Annotated in this window: 19 protein-coding genes and 4 pseudogenes; 5 read left to right on the top strand and 18 right to left on the bottom strand. The window is 59.8% G+C overall.

Translation table 11 applies throughout. From position 1 onward, the window contains the following. The first annotated feature begins 22 nt into the window (after window positions 1–22). Window positions 23–817 carry an IclR family transcriptional regulator gene (locus AC0L7L_RS21410; protein ID WP_272214381.1) on the top strand — a complete coding sequence of 265 codons (795 nt, stop codon included), beginning with the start codon at window positions 23–25 and terminating at the stop codon, window positions 815–817. Here AC0L7L_RS21410 and AC0L7L_RS21405 read toward each other — a convergent pair. The 7 genes from AC0L7L_RS21405 to AC0L7L_RS21375 form a co-directional block, all read right to left on the bottom strand. Further along, window positions 787–1,311, bottom strand: coding sequence for a RidA family protein (locus tag AC0L7L_RS21405; RefSeq protein WP_272214382.1), 525 nt, complete (start codon window positions 1,309–1,311; stop codon window positions 787–789). The genes AC0L7L_RS21410 and AC0L7L_RS21405 overlap by 31 nt on opposite strands. Further along, a complete protein-coding gene (locus AC0L7L_RS21400) occupies window positions 1,301–2,263 on the bottom strand; it encodes an ABC transporter ATP-binding protein (protein WP_272214383.1) in 963 nt (320 codons plus the stop codon). The genes AC0L7L_RS21405 and AC0L7L_RS21400 overlap by 11 nt, the downstream gene beginning before the upstream one ends. After that, window positions 2,260–3,255, bottom strand: coding sequence for an ABC transporter ATP-binding protein (locus AC0L7L_RS21395; protein ID WP_272214384.1), 996 nt, complete (start codon window positions 3,253–3,255; stop codon window positions 2,260–2,262). The genes AC0L7L_RS21400 and AC0L7L_RS21395 overlap by 4 nt, the downstream gene beginning before the upstream one ends. Continuing rightward, the gene (locus AC0L7L_RS21390) at window positions 3,252–4,367 is read right to left on the bottom strand and encodes an amidohydrolase/deacetylase family metallohydrolase (RefSeq protein WP_272214385.1); all 1,116 of its coding nucleotides are present in this window, start codon (window positions 4,365–4,367) and stop codon (window positions 3,252–3,254) included. The genes AC0L7L_RS21395 and AC0L7L_RS21390 overlap by 4 nt, the downstream gene beginning before the upstream one ends. Then, window positions 4,368–5,261 (bottom strand): ABC transporter permease, encoded by an 894-nt coding sequence (locus tag AC0L7L_RS21385; protein WP_272214386.1) that lies wholly within the window; start codon window positions 5,259–5,261, stop codon window positions 4,368–4,370. Between the two features lie 2 nt (window positions 5,262–5,263). Further along, window positions 5,264–6,205: an ABC transporter permease gene (locus tag AC0L7L_RS21380; protein WP_272214387.1), complete on the bottom strand. Its 942-nt coding sequence runs from the start codon at window positions 6,203–6,205 to the stop codon at window positions 5,264–5,266. 151 nt (window positions 6,206–6,356) lie between these two features. Beyond that, on the bottom strand, window positions 6,357–7,868 hold the full coding sequence (locus AC0L7L_RS21375) for an ABC transporter substrate-binding protein (protein WP_473514199.1): 1,512 nt from the start codon (window positions 7,866–7,868) through the stop codon (window positions 6,357–6,359). Window positions 7,869–7,995: 127 nt separating this feature from the next. Between AC0L7L_RS21375 and AC0L7L_RS21370 the strand changes: the two genes are divergently transcribed. Beyond that, on the top strand, window positions 7,996–8,151 hold the full coding sequence (locus tag AC0L7L_RS21370; RefSeq protein WP_272214390.1) for a hypothetical protein: 156 nt from the start codon (window positions 7,996–7,998) through the stop codon (window positions 8,149–8,151). Between the two features lie 112 nt (window positions 8,152–8,263). Further along, window positions 8,264–8,902, top strand: a pseudogene (locus tag AC0L7L_RS21365) (hypothetical protein); the annotation flags it as partial. 24 nt (window positions 8,903–8,926) lie between these two features. Here the strand turns inward: AC0L7L_RS21365 and AC0L7L_RS21360 are convergent. The 7 genes and pseudogenes from AC0L7L_RS21360 to AC0L7L_RS21330 form a co-directional block, all read right to left on the bottom strand. After that, window positions 8,927–9,052: a hypothetical protein gene (locus tag AC0L7L_RS21360; RefSeq protein WP_272214391.1), complete on the bottom strand. Its 126-nt coding sequence runs from the start codon at window positions 9,050–9,052 to the stop codon at window positions 8,927–8,929. Window positions 9,053–9,487: 435 nt separating this feature from the next. Beyond that, window positions 9,488–10,027: a dihydrofolate reductase family protein gene (locus tag AC0L7L_RS21355; protein ID WP_473514198.1), complete on the bottom strand. Its 540-nt coding sequence runs from the start codon at window positions 10,025–10,027 to the stop codon at window positions 9,488–9,490. Then, complete coding sequence (locus tag AC0L7L_RS21350) at window positions 9,966–10,313, bottom strand: DUF1330 domain-containing protein (RefSeq protein WP_272214394.1); 348 nt, start codon at window positions 10,311–10,313, stop codon at window positions 9,966–9,968. The genes AC0L7L_RS21355 and AC0L7L_RS21350 overlap by 62 nt, the downstream gene beginning before the upstream one ends. A 205-nt stretch (window positions 10,314–10,518) precedes the next feature. Next, window positions 10,519–10,824 (bottom strand): annotated as a pseudogene (locus tag AC0L7L_RS21345) (transposase); the annotation flags it as partial. Between the two features lie 100 nt (window positions 10,825–10,924). Beyond that, window positions 10,925–12,159 (bottom strand): annotated as a pseudogene (gene istA, locus AC0L7L_RS21340) (IS21 family transposase); the annotation flags it as partial. Between the two features lie 355 nt (window positions 12,160–12,514). Next, window positions 12,515–13,297: a bestrophin-like domain gene (locus AC0L7L_RS21335; protein WP_473514197.1), complete on the bottom strand. Its 783-nt coding sequence runs from the start codon at window positions 13,295–13,297 to the stop codon at window positions 12,515–12,517. A gap of 33 nt (window positions 13,298–13,330) precedes the next feature. Then, the gene (locus AC0L7L_RS21330; RefSeq protein WP_473514196.1) at window positions 13,331–13,522 is read right to left on the bottom strand and encodes a hypothetical protein; all 192 of its coding nucleotides are present in this window, start codon (window positions 13,520–13,522) and stop codon (window positions 13,331–13,333) included. Window positions 13,523–13,852: 330 nt separating this feature from the next. Between AC0L7L_RS21330 and AC0L7L_RS21325 the strand changes: the two genes are divergently transcribed. Next, window positions 13,853–14,464, top strand: a complete 612-nt coding sequence (locus tag AC0L7L_RS21325; RefSeq protein WP_473514195.1) for a hypothetical protein — start codon at window positions 13,853–13,855, stop codon at window positions 14,462–14,464. A 141-nt stretch (window positions 14,465–14,605) separates the two neighbouring features. Here AC0L7L_RS21325 and AC0L7L_RS21320 read toward each other — a convergent pair whose 3' ends face one another. Beyond that, on the bottom strand, window positions 14,606–15,676 hold the full coding sequence (locus AC0L7L_RS21320; RefSeq protein ID WP_473514194.1) for a linear amide C-N hydrolase: 1,071 nt from the start codon (window positions 15,674–15,676) through the stop codon (window positions 14,606–14,608). A 215-nt stretch (window positions 15,677–15,891) separates the two neighbouring features. Between AC0L7L_RS21320 and AC0L7L_RS21315 the strand changes: the two are divergent. Then, window positions 15,892–16,230, top strand: a pseudogene (locus AC0L7L_RS21315) (IS6 family transposase); the annotation flags it as partial. Between the two features lie 222 nt (window positions 16,231–16,452). On the opposite strand, the gene AC0L7L_RS21310 reads toward AC0L7L_RS21315, so the two are convergent. From AC0L7L_RS21310 to AC0L7L_RS21300, 3 genes are read right to left on the bottom strand one after another with little or no spacing between them, the layout of a single operon-like run. Beyond that, window positions 16,453–17,469 (bottom strand): ABC transporter ATP-binding protein, encoded by a 1,017-nt coding sequence (locus AC0L7L_RS21310; protein ID WP_473514193.1) that lies wholly within the window; start codon window positions 17,467–17,469, stop codon window positions 16,453–16,455. After that, window positions 17,466–18,491 carry an ABC transporter ATP-binding protein gene (locus tag AC0L7L_RS21305; protein ID WP_272214401.1) on the bottom strand — a complete coding sequence of 342 codons (1,026 nt, stop codon included), beginning with the start codon at window positions 18,489–18,491 and terminating at the stop codon, window positions 17,466–17,468. The genes AC0L7L_RS21310 and AC0L7L_RS21305 overlap by 4 nt, the downstream gene beginning before the upstream one ends. Further along, entirely contained in the window at window positions 18,491–19,462 is a 972-nt protein-coding gene (locus tag AC0L7L_RS21300) for an ABC transporter permease (RefSeq protein WP_473514192.1), read from the bottom strand. The genes AC0L7L_RS21305 and AC0L7L_RS21300 overlap by 1 nt, the downstream gene beginning before the upstream one ends. Window positions 19,463–19,471: the final 9 nt, after the last annotated feature.

The raw sequence follows: 19,471 nt of genomic DNA, 5'->3' as shown, positions 1-19,471 counted from the left end.
ATCAAAGAAGGTCAGAACTGGAATGCAAGACACCAGCAAAGCGCCGCGCTCGCGCACCAGCGGCATCGACAGAACGCTGCAGATCATGGATATCCTGCTCGACTACAGGCGCCCCATGACTGCCTACGAACTCGCCAAGAGCGCCGCCGCGCCGGTTTCCACGATCTACCGACTGATCGATGAATTGGTCGAACGTGGCATGCTGAGCCGGACGTCCGAGAACCTTGTCTGGTTCGGGCCGCGGCTTATGCACTACGGCCTTGCCTACCGCTCGCGCATGAACATGTATGTCGAGGCCGAGAAGGCAATGCTCGCGCTCAGCCGACGAACCGGCGAGATGGTTCAGGTGTGCGCCCGCGACGGCGGCATGATGGTCGTCATCGGCATGGCCGAGGGCGAGGGCCAATTCCGCGTGACCTCCGACGTCGGAACCCGCGTTCCGCTCAACTGGACCGCTTCGGGCCTGCTTCTGCTCGGCCACCTCGATCCGGCCGAACGCACCGCCGCCTTCGCCGAAAGCGCCCGCCCTTCCAACACCGGGCTCGCCGACACCGATCCGGAAGCGCTTTCCGAGCGCAGTCGCAAGGATTTTCTCGAAGGGCTTTCGGTGCAGTCGGGCAGTTCCGAGGAGGGCGTTGTCTGTATCGCCGCTCCCGTCCGCGACGCTGACGGCGCCTGCCAGCTCACCATGTCCGTGGTCATGCCGCGTCACCGGCTTGAGGAGAAGTTCGACAGCATTTCCGTGCAGGTGCGCGAGGCCGCAAAACTTGTCGAACGAGCCGTGGGTCATAGAACGTCCGCCGTCGTCCCGGCTTGAATGCCGTCCGCATCGATTTCGAAGATCGCCTCGATCTCGACCGTGATCTGGTTGGGCAGCGAGCCCACGCCAAACGCGGAGCGCGAGTGAATGCCGGCCTGTCCGAAGATGGGCGCGAGCAGATCAGACGCGCCGTCGATGACATAGGGGTGGCGCGAAAACTCCGGCGTCGCGTTGACGAGGCCAAGCAGCTTCACAACGCCTCGCACCCTGTCGAGCGAACCGTCGCAAAATGCGCGCAGGGCGGTCAGAATGTTGATCGCGACAAGTTCGGCATGTTCGCGCGCCTCTTCCGCCGAAACGGTGTCGCCGACCTTCCCGGTCATGAGCGTGCCATCGGCGAGAACGGGCCCCTGACCGGATACGAACAGTAGGTTTCCGGACCGGCGTACGTTGCAGAACGAACCGACCGGCCGGGGCGGATCCGCCGGGAGCGCGAGGCCGGACCGGACGAGTCTCGCCTCGGGCGACTCCTGCAAATTATCAATTTTCACCAATTGCCTCTATTCTCTTGCAGTGACTGTAATGACCCGGAGAAACCTCCACAGGCGAAGGAATGCCGGAGGCGCAGATCTCGCGCGCATGCGCGCAGCGGGTACGAAAGACGCATCCGGACGGCGGCGACATCGGGCTGGGGATATCGCCCTTGAGAACCTCCCGGTTGCGTGCCGCGCCAGGACGCGGCATCGGAATTGCCGAGTTCAGCGCCAGCGTGTAGGGGTGGCGCGGACGCTCGTGGATATCGGCGGCGGGACCGATTTCCATCAGCCGGCCCAGATACATGACTGCGACCTGATCGCAGAGATAGTCGACCACCGACAAATCGTGGGCGATGAAAAGCATGGTCAGGTTACGCCGTTCGCGCAGATCGAGCAGCAGATTGAGCACCTGCGCCTGGATCGACACATCGAGAGCGGAAACGCTCTCGTCGGCGACGATGAATTCCGGCTCCAGCGCCAGCGCGCGGGCAATGCCGATGCGCTGACGCTGGCCGCCCGAGAACTCGTGCGGATAGCGCCGCATATGGTCGGCGGTGAGCCCGACTTCTTCCAGAAGCGAGGCCACTGTGTCACGGCGGGTGCGCCGCGAGCCGATGCCATGAGCGACAAGACCTTCAGCAATGATCGCCTCGACCGAAAGCCGCGGGTTGAGGGAGGAGACCGGGTCCTGAAACACCATCTGCATGCGCTGCCGCATGGCCCTCAGGTCACCGGCCTTCAGGCTGTTGAGGTCACAGCCGTCGAAAACCGTGCTGCCCGATGTCGGCTCGATCAGCCTGAGCAGGCTGCGGCCGAGCGTGGACTTTCCCGAACCGCTCTCTCCGACCAGCCCCGTTATCGATCCTTTCGGGATATCGAAGCTGACGTCGTTGACGGCATAGACCGGGTCGCTCGAAGGGCCGAACGTCTTGGTCATGTTGCGAATGCGGATAAACGGCTCTGTCATGGCGCCTCAACACCTTCGAGGATGCAGGCGGCGAGATGTTCGGGCGCCTTGCGCGTCAGCGCCACCGGCTCGCGACAGCGCGGCTCGGCATAGCCACAGCGGGGCGCGAAAGCGCATCCCGGCGGCAGGCTGGCAAGCGGCGGTACGGAACCCGGAATCGGCACCAGCCGGTCGCCACGCCGGCGCCATGGCCCCGGTATCGAGGCGAGAAGCCCTTTCGTGTAAGGATGCCGGGTATCGTTGAAGAGCGCGTCCACACTGGCCTGCTCGACCACCCCGCCGGCATACATCACCGCGACATCATCCGCCATCTCGGCCACCACGCCCATGTCGTGGGTGATGAACAGGATCGACATGCCGAAATCCTTCTGCAACTGCCGCATCAGGTCGAGGATCTGCGCCTGGATGGTGACATCGAGCGCGGTCGTCGGCTCATCGGCGATCAGAAGCGAAGGCTTGCAGATCATCGCCATGGCGATCATCACCCGCTGGCGCATGCCGCCCGACAGTTCGTGCGGGTAGCTGTCCATACGTCTTGCGGCACCCGGGATCTCGACCAGTTCCAGCATTTCGATCGTGCGCTTGCGTCGCGTCGCCGCGTCCATGCTCTCGTGCAGGAACAGCATTTCGCCGATCTGGTCTCCGATCGTGAAAAGCGGGTTGAGCGACGACATCGGCTCCTGAAAGATCATCGACATCTGTACGCCGCGGAGCCGGCGTCGCTCCGCCTCGCCAAGTTCGGTCAGTTCGAGTACGCGGCCGTCGCGATGGCGATAGGCAAGCGTGCCCGCTGCGATCCTGCCGTTCGGTGGCAGCAGGCCCATCAGCGCCAGCGAAGTCACCGATTTGCCGGAGCCGCTCTCGCCCACCAGCGCAAGTGTCCGACCGCGGCCGATGCTGAAGCTGACGTCGCGCAGCGCTGCCGTTTCGCGCCCGTTTCCGCGAAACCGCACGTTCAGTCCCCGGACATCCAGAATGGTGTCCTCGTTCATGAGGCCCTCCGCGCCGCTGGCTGAACGTCGTTGCCGATCACCGTCATGCGCGGCTCGAACAGCCGTTCCAGCGTCATCGTGTTGCCTTGGCTGTCGAGCACCGGCAGCGATGCCTCGGCGAAATCGAAAACCGTGAAATCGGCACGCAAGCCGGCGGCAAGACCGTCGCGACCGCTGAGACCGAGCACGCCGCGCGGTCCGGCGCAGACCGCTTCGATACAGTCATCGAACGGCAGGCCGACGCCGTAGAGCTTGGACATGGTGGTCGCGAGGTCGCGCACCGGGTCCTCGATGCTGTGGAGATGGAGGTCCGTCGAGATCGAGAACGGCTTCAGTCCGTCGGCCATCGAGGCGCGTGCGGTCTCGAAATTGAACGAGGCCCCGCCGTGTCCGATATCCATCAATATGCCCCGTGCCGCCATATCCTGGGCCATCTTGAACAGCGCTTCTGTGTCGCGGATCGAGCCGGCGGCCTTGCCGTTGAAGCAATGGGTCACGATATCGCCCGGCGTCAGAAGCTCGAAGACCTCGTCAATCAGCGGTGGCGGTTCGCCCACATGCACCATCAGCGGCAGTTTGGTGATCTCGGCGACACGCTTGGCGATCTTGGCGGGCGTGATCCCCCAGGAGCCGACGATTACACCCGAGGCGCGAACCTTGATACCGCAGATGACGTCGCGATTGGCCTCGACCACGGCCAGCGTCTTGTCGATGTCGATCGAGCGCCAGTCGATCAGTTCCGGCACCCGGTTGCAGGCGACGAGGCCGATCGAGCCGATATTGAGAAACGCCCGGACGGTTTCGGACTGGCGGTCGATCACGTATTCGCGCAGACCGTGAAAGCTTGCCTCGCCGGCCGAGCCGGCATCGGCCATGGCCGTGACGCCGGTTGGTCGGCCTGCCTGCGAGGCCCGCACCGAAATATCCGTGCCGCCATGCCAGACATGGACATGCAGGTCGCACCAGCCCGGCGACAGAAAGGCGCCGTTGCAATCGATGGTCCGGGCGTCTGGTGCGGCGTCCTTTGCAACCAGGCCGTCATCGCCGATGTGGATTTGATCGGGCGCATCATCGAGCCCGACAATGCGGAAATTGACGAGGGTGAGAGACATTCAGGCTTCCTTGGCAAGATGCGGGTCTAGAGCGTCACGCAGCGCGTCGCCGACGATCTGGAGCGTCAGGACGGACAACGAAATGGCAACGCCCGGAAACAGGATGAGATAGATGGCGGAGTCGAGGTACTGGCGGCCTTCATTGACCATGATGCCCCAGGTCGGGGTCTCTGGGTCGACGCCAATGCCGAGGAAGGAGAGACCGGCCTCGGCCAGCATCGCATAGGCGAAGATGAAGGTGGCCTGCACCAGGATCGGCGAAACAATGTTGCGCAGCGCATGCGTGATCATGATGCGCCAGGTCCGTGTTCCCAGAGCCCGGGCGGCCTCGACATAAGGCATTTCGCGGATGACCATCGTCGAGGCGCGGACAATGCGGGCAACGCGCGGCGCATAAACGATAGAGAGCGCGATCACGACATTGGTGAGGGTACCGCCGAAGATCGCCACCAGCGACAGCGCCATAAGGATGTCCGGAAACGCCATCATCGCGTCGATCAACCGCGAAAATGGCCAGTCGAGCCGACTGAAGAAGCCTGCCGTCAGGCCGATCGCCACGCCGATCAGCGAGGACAGGATCGCCACCGAAAGTCCGATGCTGAGCGAGGAGCGCCCGGCATAGAGGAGACGCGACAGGACATCGCGTCCGAACGCATCCGTGCCGAACCAGTGGGCAGCACTCGGCCCCTGCAGGCGCTCGCGCACGGACATCGCATCGGGATTGGCGGGCGCCACCAGCGACGCGAACAGACAGAGAATAGCGATCGTCAAGAAGACGACCAGCGAGACCTGAACGGAGCGCCGTGCAAGCAGGACACGGAAGAAACCGGGTTCGCCCGTGCCTTCCGGTTCGGCCGTTTCCGGCGTGCCGGAGGAAAGTGTCGTATCGGCCATGGTCAGTACCGCACCCGCTTGTCGATGACCAGATAGAGAAGGTCGGTCAGAAGATTGATGAAGACGTAGAGGATCGCCACGACGATGAGGGTGCCCTGGATCACGGGATAATCCCGTCGCAGCACCGCATTGACCACCAGGCTGCCAAGCCCCGGCAGATTGAACACCCGCTCCGTGACGACGGCGCCCGCCACCAGCAGCGCGAAGGTCAGCCCGACGACAGTGATGATCGGAATGCCGGCGTTCTTGAGCGCGTGACGCAGCACCACACGGCGCTCGCTCATGCCTTTGGCGCGGGCGGTGCGCACATAGTTTTCGCCAAGAATGTCCAGCATCGAAGCGCGGGTGAAACGCAGGATCAGCGCGGAGTTCACAATACCGAGCGTGATCGAAGGCAGCACGAGATGCCACATCCGATCGAGGAAGCCGGCATCGGGTCCGCCATAGCCGGAGGCGGGAAACCAGCCGAGTTCGGTGGCGAGATAGCGCTGAAAGATCAGGCCGGTCAGAAAGCTCGGAACCGATGCGGCGAGCATGGCGGTCGTCACCGCTGACTGATCCAGCGCGGAGCCGCGCCGGTAGGCCGCGTAGATGCCGATCGGCGTGGCGATGACGAGGGCGAAGATCAGCGAGAACAGCGACAGGAACACGGTCGGTTCGGCTCGCGCCGCCAGCACTGAGGTCACCGAATTGTCGAAGAACAGCGAGCGGCCGAGATCGCCCTGTGCAGCGTTGGCGACGAAGGTGAGATATTGCACGAAAATGGGCTGATCGAGGCCGAGACTGGCGCGCAGATCCATGACGTCCTGAGGCGTTGCGTCCGGCCCCAGCATCAGGGCCGCCGGATCTCCCGGCGCCAGCCGCACAAGCACGAAGGCAATCGTCAGGACGAGGAAGGTCACGACCACCATGCCCATAAAACGCCTGATGAGGTAATTTGTCATTCAGTTCGATTCCCTGGCATATCGACGAAGCATATCCGAGCCCCGGACGATAAGCGCATTCAACGTCCCGCGGCCATGAAGGACTTTTCAGCAGCCGGCCTTTTCAGGAGCCGCCGGCGCAGCGATCATGATGCCGCGCCGGCGAGCCTCGTTATTCGGACGTCGAGGCATTCCAGAACTGCGGCCACGGCGAGGCGCTGACGCCTTCGAGCGTCCTCGATTTGCCCTGAAGCGCATTGAAGTTGCCGAGCTTGATGAAGCCGACATTCTCGTAGAGCTCGGTCTGGAGTTCCTTGAATACGGCCTTGCGGGTTTCCGGATCCGTCTCGGTGGTGAAGCGGGCATAGATCTCGTTCTTGACCGGATCATTCCAGCCTTCACGCGCTTCGGCCGAGAAGCTGGAGATCAGCGCCGGCTCGGGCAGGAACGGCGAGTGGGTAATGTAAATGTCCCACAGATCGGGGTTGTTGCGCCGCTCGGCGAGTGTGGCCCAGTCCACGACATCCATCTGTACCTTGAAGCCGGCGGCTTCGAGCGCGGCTTTTGCGACCAGGGCCATCTGGTAGTGAAACTCGTATTGGCGCGAGGTCAGGATGCGCAGCGGCGTACCGTCATAGCCGGCCTTTTCCAGGTGCTCGGCGGCGGCTTTGATATCATTCTGGTTATAGAGTTCGACGCCGCCGTCATTGTTCCAGACCCAGCCTTCCGGGTACATCGCGCCTTCGATCTTATAGAATTTCTCGTCGCCAAAGGCGGCATAAAGCATATCGTCGAAGGGTAGAGCGGCCTGAACGGCCTTGCGGATCTCGATGTCGGTCATCAGACCCTTCTTGTGGTTCATCGCGAACAGCGGCCAACCGAAGGGCTCCAGCAGCAATGGCTCGGCGACGTCACTCGACTCCAGCCTGTCATAGGATTCCGTCGACAGGCTGTCGGCGAAATCGAACTGTCCGGAAAGCAGACCCTCGACCCGGGTATTCGGATCGGCGACAGGAACGAAGCGGATTTCATCGGGAACCTGCTTGCGTTCGGCCGCGCCCGTTGGCTGGGCATAGCCATCGAAGCGGACGAGCTGAATGTACTGGTCCGGCACATAGTCGGCAATCTCGTAAGGACCGGTTCCGACGACGTTATCGATGTGGTCGGCAAGGATTTCCTCGGGGTAGACCACAGCCGCCGAATTGGAGAATGCGAGCAGGGAAAGAAGCGGCGCGTAAGGCTGGTTGAGTTTGATGGTCACCTCATAGTCGCCGGTCGCCTCGACGCTGTCGACATCGGCGGCGACGCTCTTGCCACGGGAGGCCACTTTAAGCCAACGCTCCAGCGAACCGACAACATCGGCCGAATCCATTGTGGAGCCGTCGTGGAAGGTGACGCCTTCGCGGATCGGAATGACATAGGTCAGCCCGTCATCGCTGACATCGGGCATGGCTGCTGCAAGCAGCGGAACCGTCGCCCAGTTATCGTCGAAGGTGAAAAGGGTCTCGACGAAGTGCTGGGTCACAATGCTGACGACGTCCTTGGTGGAAACCATGGGGTCGAACGTATCGGGTTCGCCGATCATGGCGACGTCGATTTCGGTTTGCGCCTGAGCGTGGCCGGCTACGGCCATCGCGAGCGTCAGCACCGAAGCGCATGACAATTGAGAGATAAGACGGCTCATGATTGCTGCTCCATTATTATGTAATATAGTCCCATTTAAGAGAATATAAATTGCTCTATATGCTGTCAACGGATTTGTTTCGGGACCTTGACTGGTCAATCCTCGCCCCGCCATTCGTCATCGCATCATGCTTCGAGCCGGTTACACGACGACAAAATATGACCGCCAAACCATCGAGATCCACGATTATGTGGCCGAGGAAATGTTCGAGATTCTGGCCGGAGAAGCCGTGCCGATCTACCTCGACAGGCAAGCGGCAGCACTTCTTTCCGAAGCGCGTTGAAATTTTGCACTGGCAGAAGCAGGTGTCCACCGCGTCATTGCCATGGGGACGAAAATCATTTCATTGCAACTCGCAAAGGCAGTGTCATGGCCCACACTACGTTCCCAATGGGGTCCTGATTGCTGCGGCGAGACCACATAATCATCGGACTGTCAGCGACAGGCTCGCCAGAGTCGCCGATCAGATTGAATAATGGCACGTTGCTAGCCCGTATCGTATAAGCCGCGCCAGCGAATCTGCCGTTTCCGTTTTATTGATGGCGCCTACATTCGCGCGGTTCCCGGATATCAGAGCCGGCATATCGAACAGACCTGGGAAGGAATAAGACATATCGACGATCTGAATATCTACCTTCGAGACGTCAGGGTTCATGTGCCAAGGCTTCCGCATCTCCTTTGGAGCGGATATCTCAGGGAGGCGACCGGAGCCGTGAAGCAAATGCTCTATCAGTTGCACTGGACGACAGGACGCCAATAACAAGCTCAAGCGCCTGTACGAACTTATCAGAAATCTTGGCACCTATCTGGTCCAGAGCAAGGCTTCGATTGTCAATTACTGCCAACGATATTGGTCAGGTCAGCCGATTTCGAGTTCTCCTGCCGAAAGCGCTGCCAACAGCCTTGCAAATACACCTATGAACAAAAAGCGTCAGATGCGTTGGTCGCCGATCGGCGCTCACCGGGTGTTGCAGGTGCGAGCAGCGGTTGCTGACGGGCGGCTCAAACGAGCTAAGCTGGCCCTTGCGGCTTGACCCCAAACTTTTCCCGCTCCCCTCTCATTCATTGAAAGCCTTCAACAGCTCTTCCAGTGCCGCGTCATACCGGGAAACCTCCGCCGACTGGTCGGCGGCCGTTGCCTGACCCATGGCGGTGGCCAGTGCGGCGCCGTGGGTGAAGTCCACAAGGATGTCGATCCACAGCCGCGTCTTGTGAGCAAGTCAAGCCAGCCTCTGCCAGAAGCGCCAGGGTTTCCTCAGTTATCCGCCTGGCCTGTTCGGGAAAGACTGCGGCACGGCTGAAGATGAGCATGGCCAGCCCCGGATGTCGCTGCACCTGCGCGTGATACGATCTCAAGAGCCCCCTGATCCGCTCCGTCGGTGTCCCGCCGTCCGACGCCGAGACACCGGCGTAGCTCCATTCCGACATCGCGTCGATCAGGCCGTCACGGCCTCCAAAGTGGTGGTGGATCGTCATGGGGTTGACCTTCAGGCGTTCGGCAAGGGCTCTCATGGTGAAAGCTTCGACGCCTTTTTGGTCCAGGAGATCCAGGGCAGCCGTCACCATCTCCTCGCGGGAAACCGGCGCTTCCGTTCGGGGCGGCCGCCCCCTGGTCCGGTTCATGCCACTACCCGGTAGCGCGACTGGACCAGCCCGGAGGGAAAGGACCTGGTTTCCTCGTGAAACACAGGAATGTCCGCCGCAATGCTGCCGAACAAGCTGCGACCTCCGCCAAGAAGGACCAGGACGCGCGTGATCACCATGTCGGCGATCAGTCCCGCCCGCAGGAACGACTGGATGACAAGACCACCGTCGACATACGCCCTCTGCTTTCCGTCGGCATGAAGCATCCGCATTGCCTCCTCCGGTGCGGCATCACACACCCGGACCTTCCCGGCCAAGTCCTCCGGGAGGTCGTCCTGCGCCAAGGAGGACGACAGGACGACGACAGGACGGGTGTAGGGCCACGGCCGCATCGCCTGCATTTTCTCGAAGCTCCCCCGGCCCATCACAATGACATCGATCTTCTCGATAAAGGCGTCGTAGCCATGGCCTTCGGCAGGGCCGTCGCGTTCGACAAGCCACGCGATATCGCCGTCATCGCGCGCGATGAACCCGTCCAGGCTCGTCGCAATGAATACATGTCCGGTGATCGGCACCCACACCTTCAACCATGAACACCTCTCCCTCGGCGTTGTCCGAGCGAAACGGCAGGATCTCTTGATAGGCCGGCGAAGCATACCAAGCTTCGGTCCGGGCAAGATCGGGAAAGCCGATAGCGATCAGGTCGCCGGCGAAAGAGCCTTCCAGAGGATGTTTCCGGCCGCCGTGAATGATGAAACGGCCTTCAAAAGGCGCCAGCGTGGTATCTATTGCTTGCAGATATGCGATGATTTCAGGCCCCATTTCGATGTTTCGCAGATGGCCGATGGCATAGCAGGTCATGGTCGTCTACGCGGTCGATGCCAAGCTGATCGCCGCAGGTGAGATCTTTCTATGTTCGTTCCGCAATCTGCTAACGAGACGGTTGCTTCCCGCTTCGCGGAATAATCTCAGCCACGTCCCGAAAGGGACGGCTCGGTGCGTCCTGTAAGAACGTTTTCGGCAAAAGACGGTTTGAACAAATCGCCGCCCGCGAGCGCCTGTAACGTCAAGCGGTGGAGGTCGTTGTTTCTTGTGGTTTGAACAGCTCACCCGTCCGGAGCATGATGTGCATGATCACTGCCAGTTTGCGTGCCAGAGCCACGGCCGCTCACTTGAACCCGAGGCGCTCTTTAAGCTCCAATGCCCAGGTTCGCAGGGTGCTGTTATCCGTCGACCGGTTCAGGATAACCGCGGCCGCTTCGTAAAGCAGACCACGCGACTGACTGTCGCCACGGCGCGAGATATGGCCGTCATTATCGACCTCGCCGGACTGGTAACGCCTCGGCGTTAGGCCCACCCATGCGCCCATGGCTGTCCTCCGCTCGGTGTTTGGGCCCGGTTGCGATCGTGAGCCCGTTCTTCATTCTAGCAGGGGACAGCCAGCCGGCCAGATGTACGAACATCGCGCCACGTCAAAAGGCGGCCATCGCTCCCGCGATTACATCATGTTCGTGCATGGGGGCGCAAAGCTGCATTTGGAATCTTCGCCCGGATATTGGCTGCTCCACCCGGCACAGAATCAGTTGCTTGACGGCGCCGAAGCCAATCGCGCCGAGTTGCAGTGCCTGCTTTACCGCCGCATGTAGGTCGTCCATATCGAAGCTTTCCAGCAGTCGAAGAACCTGCACGTATTCGCGCCGGCCATGTTTTGCCATGCGGCCCTCCATCAGACGGCACAGTGTCGCGAATTCCTCCGGCAGATCCCAGCCCTGCAAAGGGGCTGCCTGTTCCAGCGCATTGATCTTCCGCTCGATCAGCGGCAGGTAATGCACAGGGTCGAAGATGACATCGTCCCGATCAAAGCTTCGGGGATGGCGGGCGATGATCTCGCCGCGGCAACCAATCACCACCTCATCGACATAGCCTCGGATCCAAACGTCCTGATGACCGTAGGCGACGGGCACGGAATAATCACCGGATCGCCGTGCGCACGCGACGATCCGGCACTTTGAATATGCGCATCGTTCCGAACGGAAATCGTTCCCGACTTCCTGGCCGATGCGCGGGTTTTGTAGCGAACGAGAGACTGTGCCGTGACCCTGGCACTGGCCTGATCGCAGGCATCGAAGGGCGACGCCGGCAAGGCGCGCATAGCCGCCAGATCGCGCTGCAGCCGTTCACCGATCGTCTCGCGCTCACCGCGCAGCCTGTCGCCCTGGCGCTTGCGGCACTGTTCTTCCAGAAAGGCGTTGAACGCATCCCAGGTCGGAAACTGCGGGATGGGGACCATGAAGTTACGCCGGGCATAGCCCACAAGGCCCTCGACATTCCCCTTGTCATTGCCCTTTCCGGGGCGGCCATAGCGATCCCGGATCAGGTCGTGGGACAGGAACCCGCTGAACAGCGTCGCCCGCTTACGCGTGCCGTCGGGCAGGACCCTGGCCACAAGACAGCGGTCATTGTCATAGACGATCGATTGCGGCACGGCCCCGAAAAACGCAAACGCACGGACGGGGCCATCGACCCAGGCCTCGGCTACCGCCGCCGGATAAGCACGCACGTAGCAGCTGTCGCTATGCGGAAGGTCGAGCACGAAAAACCGGGCTTTCTGTTCCACGCCGCCGATCACCACCATCGCCTCACCGAAATCGGCCTGCGCATGTCCGGGCGGATGAGAAAGCGGCACGAACACTTCCTGACGGCGCTGGAATGGGTCGCGCTCGGTCCAATTTGGCCGCCCCAACTTCTTTTGCGGCCGATCATCGAGGAAATTCAGTTTTCCATGTCGGGCTTACCTTTCTCCAAGAACCCATATTTGTACCAGCACCGGCCGAGGATCGCTCTGATTCTTGGCCAACATCTCTAAAATGACACACAGGCTTGAGGGAGTGTTTTGCGTTTACGCCGGGATCGGGACCCTGCGGGCAATATCCCAGATGACGTGGTCCAAGTTGGTGGACCGCATTAGGTCTTGATGGGAGACGAACCTTCGACCCCGTCGAAATGATATTCATCCGCGTAAACTGCTTTTAGCCGAACGCGAGCCCAAATACGTTGCACCGTCAGGTTAAATTCAGATACAGCCCGCTTGGCTCTATCGTCTCGATACCGGCATAGGGGCTTGCATGAACCGTCAGCAGCCAGAGGCTTGTTGTGGCGGCAAGCACGTAAAGGAAAATTGCGATACTTCCCGCGCGTGTTCTGTCTGCATGGGTCACTGCGATCGTGATCGATGTTAAGATCGTCAGTGTCAGCAGCATATACCATTTATACTGATTGACGGTGGTGCTGGCGATGGCGAGGCGCACATCGCGTGTTTCCTGCAAATCATTGAAAATGGCAACGGTCTGATTGATGATCGGAGCAGGCGCATCGCCCTCGGCGATATCCATGATGATGATACGTATCCTCTGAAGAGCCTGCTCGACCGAAGCCGCCGGATGAAGGTTTCCGTTGGCGCCCCATTCGTCCGAGATCACCTTTTCGCGATAGAACTCCATCGCCACTTCAAGGTCAGGCCTGTTCAGGACCTCGGCGTCTGCGTTTCCGATCAGTCGATTGATCGCGGATCGTTCCGAGGTGAGTTCCTGGTCAGCCTTTGCATGCAGCGCCCAGATGTCGGCTGCAACAAAGCCGAGAGACAGAGCCCACGATGTCGCGATCGTTCCAATGAAGGCGCCCAGCGGAATGACGAGAGCATCAGTGCGCGCAAATCGGGCAAACAGACACAGCACCCAATAGGTCATGGCGAACAAGGCAAGACCGAAGACCAGAAACAGCAGGATTGAGGGAACCAGTGCCATGTTCAGGAAATACGACATTGAAATCCACTTCAGGGAAAACACGGATTAGGCTTTCCTGAAAATAGAATTGTTCGGTTAAAAATCTGGTAACTGAAACGCTCGCGTATCGGAAACGAACTGCACGCCAATCGCGTATCTCAATTGCAAAAGCCGGTCCAACTGCGGGGACGGCTCAATATCCGACGCGCTTTTGTTTGGGTTATTCAGCACAAAGGGCATCAAGGCCGACACGGGCGGACAGGGCATCGAACGCGCCAGATCAACCATTGCTGAGCCTTCTTTCTTATTTGCGGTTTCTGTGGAACCGCAAACAGCCACCTAGTTTCTATGATGAAAACTGCTTACAAAAGGCGATGACGCAATTGAAATCGGTTTTCAGGTTTACGTTTGCCGGACGGGGGGAACACGTTGAAAGAATATATCTTTGCATGCGCTGTATCTCTGTGTGTTCCGCAAGTACTCCATGCGGCTGACAGTGCCACCCCGACCCCGGAAGTCTCCTCAGCAAGCGCCGCCGACTGGGCACTTCAGATTACTCCCTATCTGTGGGCAACCGGTGTCAAGGGGAAGGTTTCTCCCTTTGGCTTAGGACCGACCGTGAACATCGATCGCTCTTTTTCCGAGGGGCGGGACGGGCTGAATATTGCCGGTTTTGTAAATGTATGGGGGCGCTACGAGCGTTTCGTTCTCTCTGCAGACATGATGTATACGGATACAAGTGACGAGAACACATACTCGTTTCCGGGTACGCCGCAGCTGCCACCGTTTGAAGCGACCGGCAAACTCAACACCAGGCAGTTCATGGCCACCGTGCAGGGCGGATACCGCGTTCTCGATACGCCCGATTTTACGTTCGACGCTTTGGCCGGCATACGTCTTTGGCAGATCTCCAACGAAATCACGGCCAGTGGACTTGGCAGATCAGTCCGTTATGACGAAAGCTTCGGCTGGATTGATCCCGTTGTCGGTGCCCGTGTGTTTTTCAATCTGACGGAGAGATTATCGGTTCAGGCTCAGGCCGATATCGGCGGCTTTGACGTCAACTCCGATTTGACGTGGTCTTTCCTCTCGACAGCGAACTATACCTTGAGCGAGCACCTGTCATTTTCAGCAGGCTATAAGATCGTCGACACCGATTACGAAAAAGACGGTCATGTCTATGACACCAGGCTGAGCGGGCCGGTTGTGGGGATTACCTACCGGTTCTAGCCGAGATTGGCTTGGTCGCGAACATCCGCGCTTTGAACGATGAGGCCCGTTGATGCTGGCGATGATTCGCGGGCGGGCAATCCTTGCTGAACAGAAAAGGATGATCCGGCCACCACACGGGAATGCGGTGGCCGGCATGTCTCAGTTGACCGGTTCGAACTGGAAAGGTTCGGCGGGCTTGAATTCTGCCGAAACTTCGCCTGACTTGAGTTCGATCATGTCGACGCCCAGATCCAGCATCCGCACCCCGGCTTCAGCCGAGAAATCCAGATTGTTCAGATCGACCCAGAACAGGTTCGGAGAGATCGCTGATTCAACATAAAACAGCTTGTCCTTGTGATCCGCGACGACCCTCCAGCGCGTGGTGGACAGGTTCGGCGCGTCCGGCGTGTTGATGCCATAAGGAACGGAAGCATTGCGGATCACGCTCATGGCAGCCGCCGCCGCGATGCGCGGTTCATCCGACTGGACCACCATGTCGATATAGGTGTCAGCACGGGCAAAGCGATCGGGAGAACGGGTTGTGCCAGGCAGCACCTCGCGCGGGTTGACGTCCTGCCAGTACCTTTTCACCGCCAGTTGCTGATCGTAAGGCGGATCGTTCGTCATGGTGCGGTATTCCGGGCCGTGATGGATGACCAGTTCACCGTCCAGCCATTCCAGAATGGCGCTGTCGCCGCTGGCGTCCGAGAGCGAAAGATGCACCTTCGCCAGGCGTCCGGGCTGATCGGGAACGTCGGAAGTCACGACATCGAAAGGATTGGCTTCCATATCGGCGACGGCTTCAGCAACGCTGCCATAATTATCCATGAAATACTGCGCCCAGATCGACAGCGACATTTCTGGCGTAGACCCGTCATTCTTGGGGTATTCGGACGCCACCAGCCAAAGCATATTGGCCACTAGGCCGGCTTCGTTCATGCCATCCACCGTGGAGAAATCATATCCGGAGACAATCATGCTTCCGTATTTTGACGTCCAGGTCAGTGAATTCTCGCCAGCCTCGCCATTTCGCTCCATGCCGCGGGGGAACACCCACAGGTTGGAGAGCATTGGCAGGCTCCAGTCCATGGAACGCGCCGTCAGTACGCGGTCTTCCGGACCGTGATAGACAACACGCGTGCAGGCATCGGCGATTGGCGCCGCGGCGACTGAAAGCGCAGCTGCTAGGGTAAGGCTGCGCCAAAGCGATCTGTTTGCTTTCAAAATCATTCCTCCAGTTTCGTACAGCGGTCACCCTTTGACCCTAAGGGAAGCAACCGGCTTAACCAGTTTGGATGGTCGCAAATGGGTTGGTCAAGGTTAAGTGTCGACAAACACCCCCCAAGCGTCTTGTTTTGTCGCAAACTTTTCAACAGATTTGCCACCGGTTTGATCATGCCATAAATCTGGTTTGCAGATGAGCAGGCATGTTGAGTTTAGAAAACATGATCGATTTCAAAGGCAGTCACTACCCGAAAGGTGTGATTTTATATGCGGTATTTTTCTACGTCCGGTATGCTGTCTCCTATCGTAATCCAGAAGAGATTACGCCGGAGCGAGGGGGCAACGTTGATCACGCCACGCTTGCCAGATGGGTGGTGAAATATTCGCCGCTGATTGCTAGCCAGGCCCAGCGCCGCAAATCCGTGACCAGCCGTTCCTGGCAAATGGACGAGACCTATATACAGGTCAAAGGCAAGTGGACTTATTTCTACCGCGCTGTCGACAAATTCGGAAAAACCCTTGATTTTATGCTGTCTGAGCACCGCGATGAGGCGACGGCCGGCGCGGCGTGTCGGTTCGGATCTCGTTTCTAACAAATCCTGCATGACTGTTTCTTATGCGCATATGCGCCTTGTTTCATATCAACGAAACAAGGTGAGCGTGAAACACTGGATCTCGGGGTGACGTCCGACACGGAAACGCCGACTTTGCGACAAAAGTGTCAGCGGCAGCATAAATCAGGCCGCAAACCACTTAAAACCGAGCCACTTCAAAACATCGCTCTAGCCTACTGTAGCGCCAAGGGGATAATGGCAGGCCACCTGACGGCCATCACCGAAATCCCGTAACTTTGGACGTTCGGCGTGGCAGCGATCGGCGGCAAAAGGACAACGGGTACAAAATTTGCAGCCCTTCGGCGGATCGAGCGGGCTTGGAATTTCGCCTTCCAGCAGGATACGCTGACGTTTGCCGCGGTTTTCCGGCTGTGGCACGGCAGACAGCAAGGCCTGGGTATAGGGGTGCCGGGGCTCGCGGTAGAGCGCATCGGTTTCGCCGATTTCCACCAGTGAGCCGAGATACATGACCGCGACGCGTGACGACACCTGACGGACCACGGCCAGATCATGCGCGATGAAGATATAGGTGAGGTTCAGCCGTTCGCGCAGTTCGGAAAACAGGTTGACGATCTGGGCCTGCACGGAAACATCAAGCGCGGAGACCGGCTCGTCGGCAACGATCAGCTCCGGCTCGACCGCAAGCGCGCGGGCAATGCCGATACGCTGGCGCTGTCCGCCGGAAAATTCATGCGGATAGCGGTCGAGATATTCCGCGCTGAGGCCGACGATATCCATCAGCTCTTCGAGCCAGTGATTGACCGCACTGCCCTTGCGGATGCCGTGAACCCTGACCGCCTCACCCACGATATCGCGCACGCGTCGTTTCGGGTTAAGCGAGGCCGAGGGGTCCTGAAAGATCATCTGCATGCGCCGGCGCACCGGCAGCAGGCCGCGCTCGCCTGTGCGTGTGATGTCCTTGCCGTCAAATTCCAGCGTCCCGGAGGTCGGGTCGTAAAGCCGTGTCAGACAGCGACCAAAGGTGGATTTTCCGGATCCGGACTCCCCCACAAGACCGAGCGTTTCGCCCTGATGGACTTCAAGCGTGATGTCTTCCACGGCGTAAAGCGTCCGGCCCGAACCGGGCCGCATGGTCTTGCCGACGGTGAAGTGCTTGGAAAGATCGCGGGTTGCGATTAGCGGTGTGTTCGTTCGCATCGTCTCGCGCCTTGTCGTCTCGCTCATGCGTCCACCTCATGTCCCAAGACAGCACGTCGCGCCGCCGCGCGTTCAGCGCCATCGAGCACGCAGAGCGCGGAATGGTCTCCATCCCGGCGGGTCGGCGGACGGGCCTCGCATTCCGGCCTTGCAAACCGGCAGCGCGGGGCAAAGCCACAGCCGGTCGGGGCCTGCTGCGGTGTCGGCGGCATGCCGGAAATCGAGGGAAGCCGCGCCGGCTTTTCGCCGAAAAGCGGCGGAATGGATGCCATCAGCCCCCAACTGTAGGGATGCATCGGCTGGTCGAAGACCTCCGTCGTCGTTCCCTTTTCAACCATTCGCCCGGCATACATGACATGGACCCGGTCCGCGACTTCGGCGACCACGCCCATATCATGAGTGATGAGGATGATCGCCGAACCGAATTCGTCCCGCAGCTTCAAAAGCAGATCCAGAACTTGCGCCTGCACGGTCACGTCAAGCGCCGTCGTCGGTTCATCGGCCACCAGAAGAGACGGGCTGCAGGACAGCGCCATCGCGATGACGGCACGCTGGCGCATGCCGCCGGAAAGCTGGTGCGGATAGCGGTCGACGGCTTCGTTCGGATTGGGCAGGCCCACCGAGGCAAGGAGTTCAACCGCGCGCAGACGTGCAGCCTTCTTCGACACATTCTCGTGGGTCCGGATCTGCTCGGCAATTTGCCAGCCAATCGTGTAGACCGGCGTCAGCGCCGTCATCGGATCCTGCGAGATCAGACCGATTTCCTTGCCGCGCAATCGGCGCAGCGCCCGGTCCGGCAGTTCGAGCAGGCGTTTACCCTGAAACGCTACGGAGCCGTCGACGAAGGTGGTCTTCGGATCGTTGAGGCCGAGCAGCGACAACAAGGTCACCGACTTCCCCGATCCCGACTCGCCGACGATCGAGAGGATCTCTCCCTTCTCGACACGGAACGACACGTCGTCGATTGCCTTTACCCGGCCCCGGTCGGTGGCGAAGGATACGGAAAGGCCCTGCACATCGAGCAGTGGTGCGTTTGCGCTCTTTTCCATCAGTGGCCCCTCACCCGCGGATCAATCACGACATAGATGATGTCGACAATGGCATTGGTGACCACGACAAAGAACGAAGCGTACATCACGGTCGCGAGGATCATCGGAAGGTCGAGGTTGAGCATGGCCTGATAGGTGAGCCGGCCGACGCCATTCAGACCGAACACGACTTCCGTCAAAAGCGCTGCACCGCCGACGAGAACGCCGAAATCGAGGCCGAACATGGTGACGAACGGGATCATCGACATTCTGAGCGCATGGCGCAGCATGACGCGGCCAGGCGACAGGCCCTTGGCGCGTGCGGTGCGGACATAGTCTTCCTGATAGGCCTCCACCAGATTGGCCCTCAGAACACGGCCATAGATGCCGATGTAAAGGGCGGCCAGCGTAAACCACGGGATGACCAGGGTCTTGAACCACATCCAGGGACCATCGAAGAACGGCTTGTAGCCAAGACCCGGCACCCAGGAGAAAAGCCATGTGTCATGAAAGCGGCTCTGGGAAACCAGGTTCATCAGTTCGCCAAGCCAGAACACCGGCATCGACACGCCGATCAGCGCAAGGATCATCAGGCCCTTGTCGATAACCGTATCGCGGTACATCGCCGCAAGAACCCCGACCGCGATCGACCCGAACACCCATAGCACCGCCGCTCCGAACACCAGCGACAGCGTGATTGGCGCGGCCCGCATCACCTGCGGTACAACCTCCAGCCCACGGTTGACGAAGGAGGTGAGATCGCGCGTGACGAACAGCTTCTTCATCATGATCGCATACTGAACGGGCAGCGGCTTGTCGAAACCGAAATCCTTGCGGATCGCCTGAACCGTTTCCTGCGCGGCATTGCGCCCTGCAATGCGCGCGGCAGGATCGGAGCCAGGCGTTGCAAAGAAGATCAAAAACACAAGCGCCGAGATGCCGAACATCACAAAGATCATCTGGCCGAGGCGCTGGAGGATTGCAAAAAACATATGATCGCT

It is taken from the genome of Martelella sp. K41-7 (assembly GCF_055808365.1).
This window is presented reverse-complemented; position numbering and strand designations above follow the sequence as displayed.

Coding starts and splice junctions, on each gene's coding strand:
- AC0L7L_RS21410 (WP_272214381.1), top strand. CDS start 23: ATGCAAGACACCAGCAAAGCGCCGCGCTCGCGCACCAGCGGCATCGAC.
- AC0L7L_RS21400 (WP_272214383.1), bottom strand. CDS start 2,263: ATGACAGAGCCGTTTATCCGCATTCGCAACATGACCAAGACGTTCGGC.
- AC0L7L_RS21395 (WP_272214384.1), bottom strand. CDS start 3,255: ATGAACGAGGACACCATTCTGGATGTCCGGGGACTGAACGTGCGGTTT.
- AC0L7L_RS21390 (WP_272214385.1), bottom strand. CDS start 4,367: ATGTCTCTCACCCTCGTCAATTTCCGCATTGTCGGGCTCGATGATGCG.
- AC0L7L_RS21385 (WP_272214386.1), bottom strand. CDS start 5,261: ATGGCCGATACGACACTTTCCTCCGGCACGCCGGAAACGGCCGAACCG.
- AC0L7L_RS21380 (WP_272214387.1), bottom strand. CDS start 6,205: ATGACAAATTACCTCATCAGGCGTTTTATGGGCATGGTGGTCGTGACC.
- AC0L7L_RS21375 (WP_473514199.1), bottom strand. CDS start 7,868: ATGAGCCGTCTTATCTCTCAATTGTCATGCGCTTCGGTGCTGACGCTC.
- AC0L7L_RS21370 (WP_272214390.1), top strand. CDS start 7,996: ATGCTTCGAGCCGGTTACACGACGACAAAATATGACCGCCAAACCATC.
- AC0L7L_RS21350 (WP_272214394.1), bottom strand. CDS start 10,313: ATGACCTGCTATGCCATCGGCCATCTGCGAAACATCGAAATGGGGCCT.
- AC0L7L_RS21330 (WP_473514196.1), bottom strand. CDS start 13,522: ATGGTTGATCTGGCGCGTTCGATGCCCTGTCCGCCCGTGTCGGCCTTG.
- AC0L7L_RS21320 (WP_473514194.1), bottom strand. CDS start 15,676: ATGATTTTGAAAGCAAACAGATCGCTTTGGCGCAGCCTTACCCTAGCA.
- AC0L7L_RS21310 (WP_473514193.1), bottom strand. CDS start 17,469: ATGAGCGAGACGACAAGGCGCGAGACGATGCGAACGAACACACCGCTA.
- AC0L7L_RS21305 (WP_272214401.1), bottom strand. CDS start 18,491: ATGGAAAAGAGCGCAAACGCACCACTGCTCGATGTGCAGGGCCTTTCC.
- AC0L7L_RS21300 (WP_473514192.1), bottom strand. CDS start 19,462: ATGTTTTTTGCAATCCTCCAGCGCCTCGGCCAGATGATCTTTGTGATG.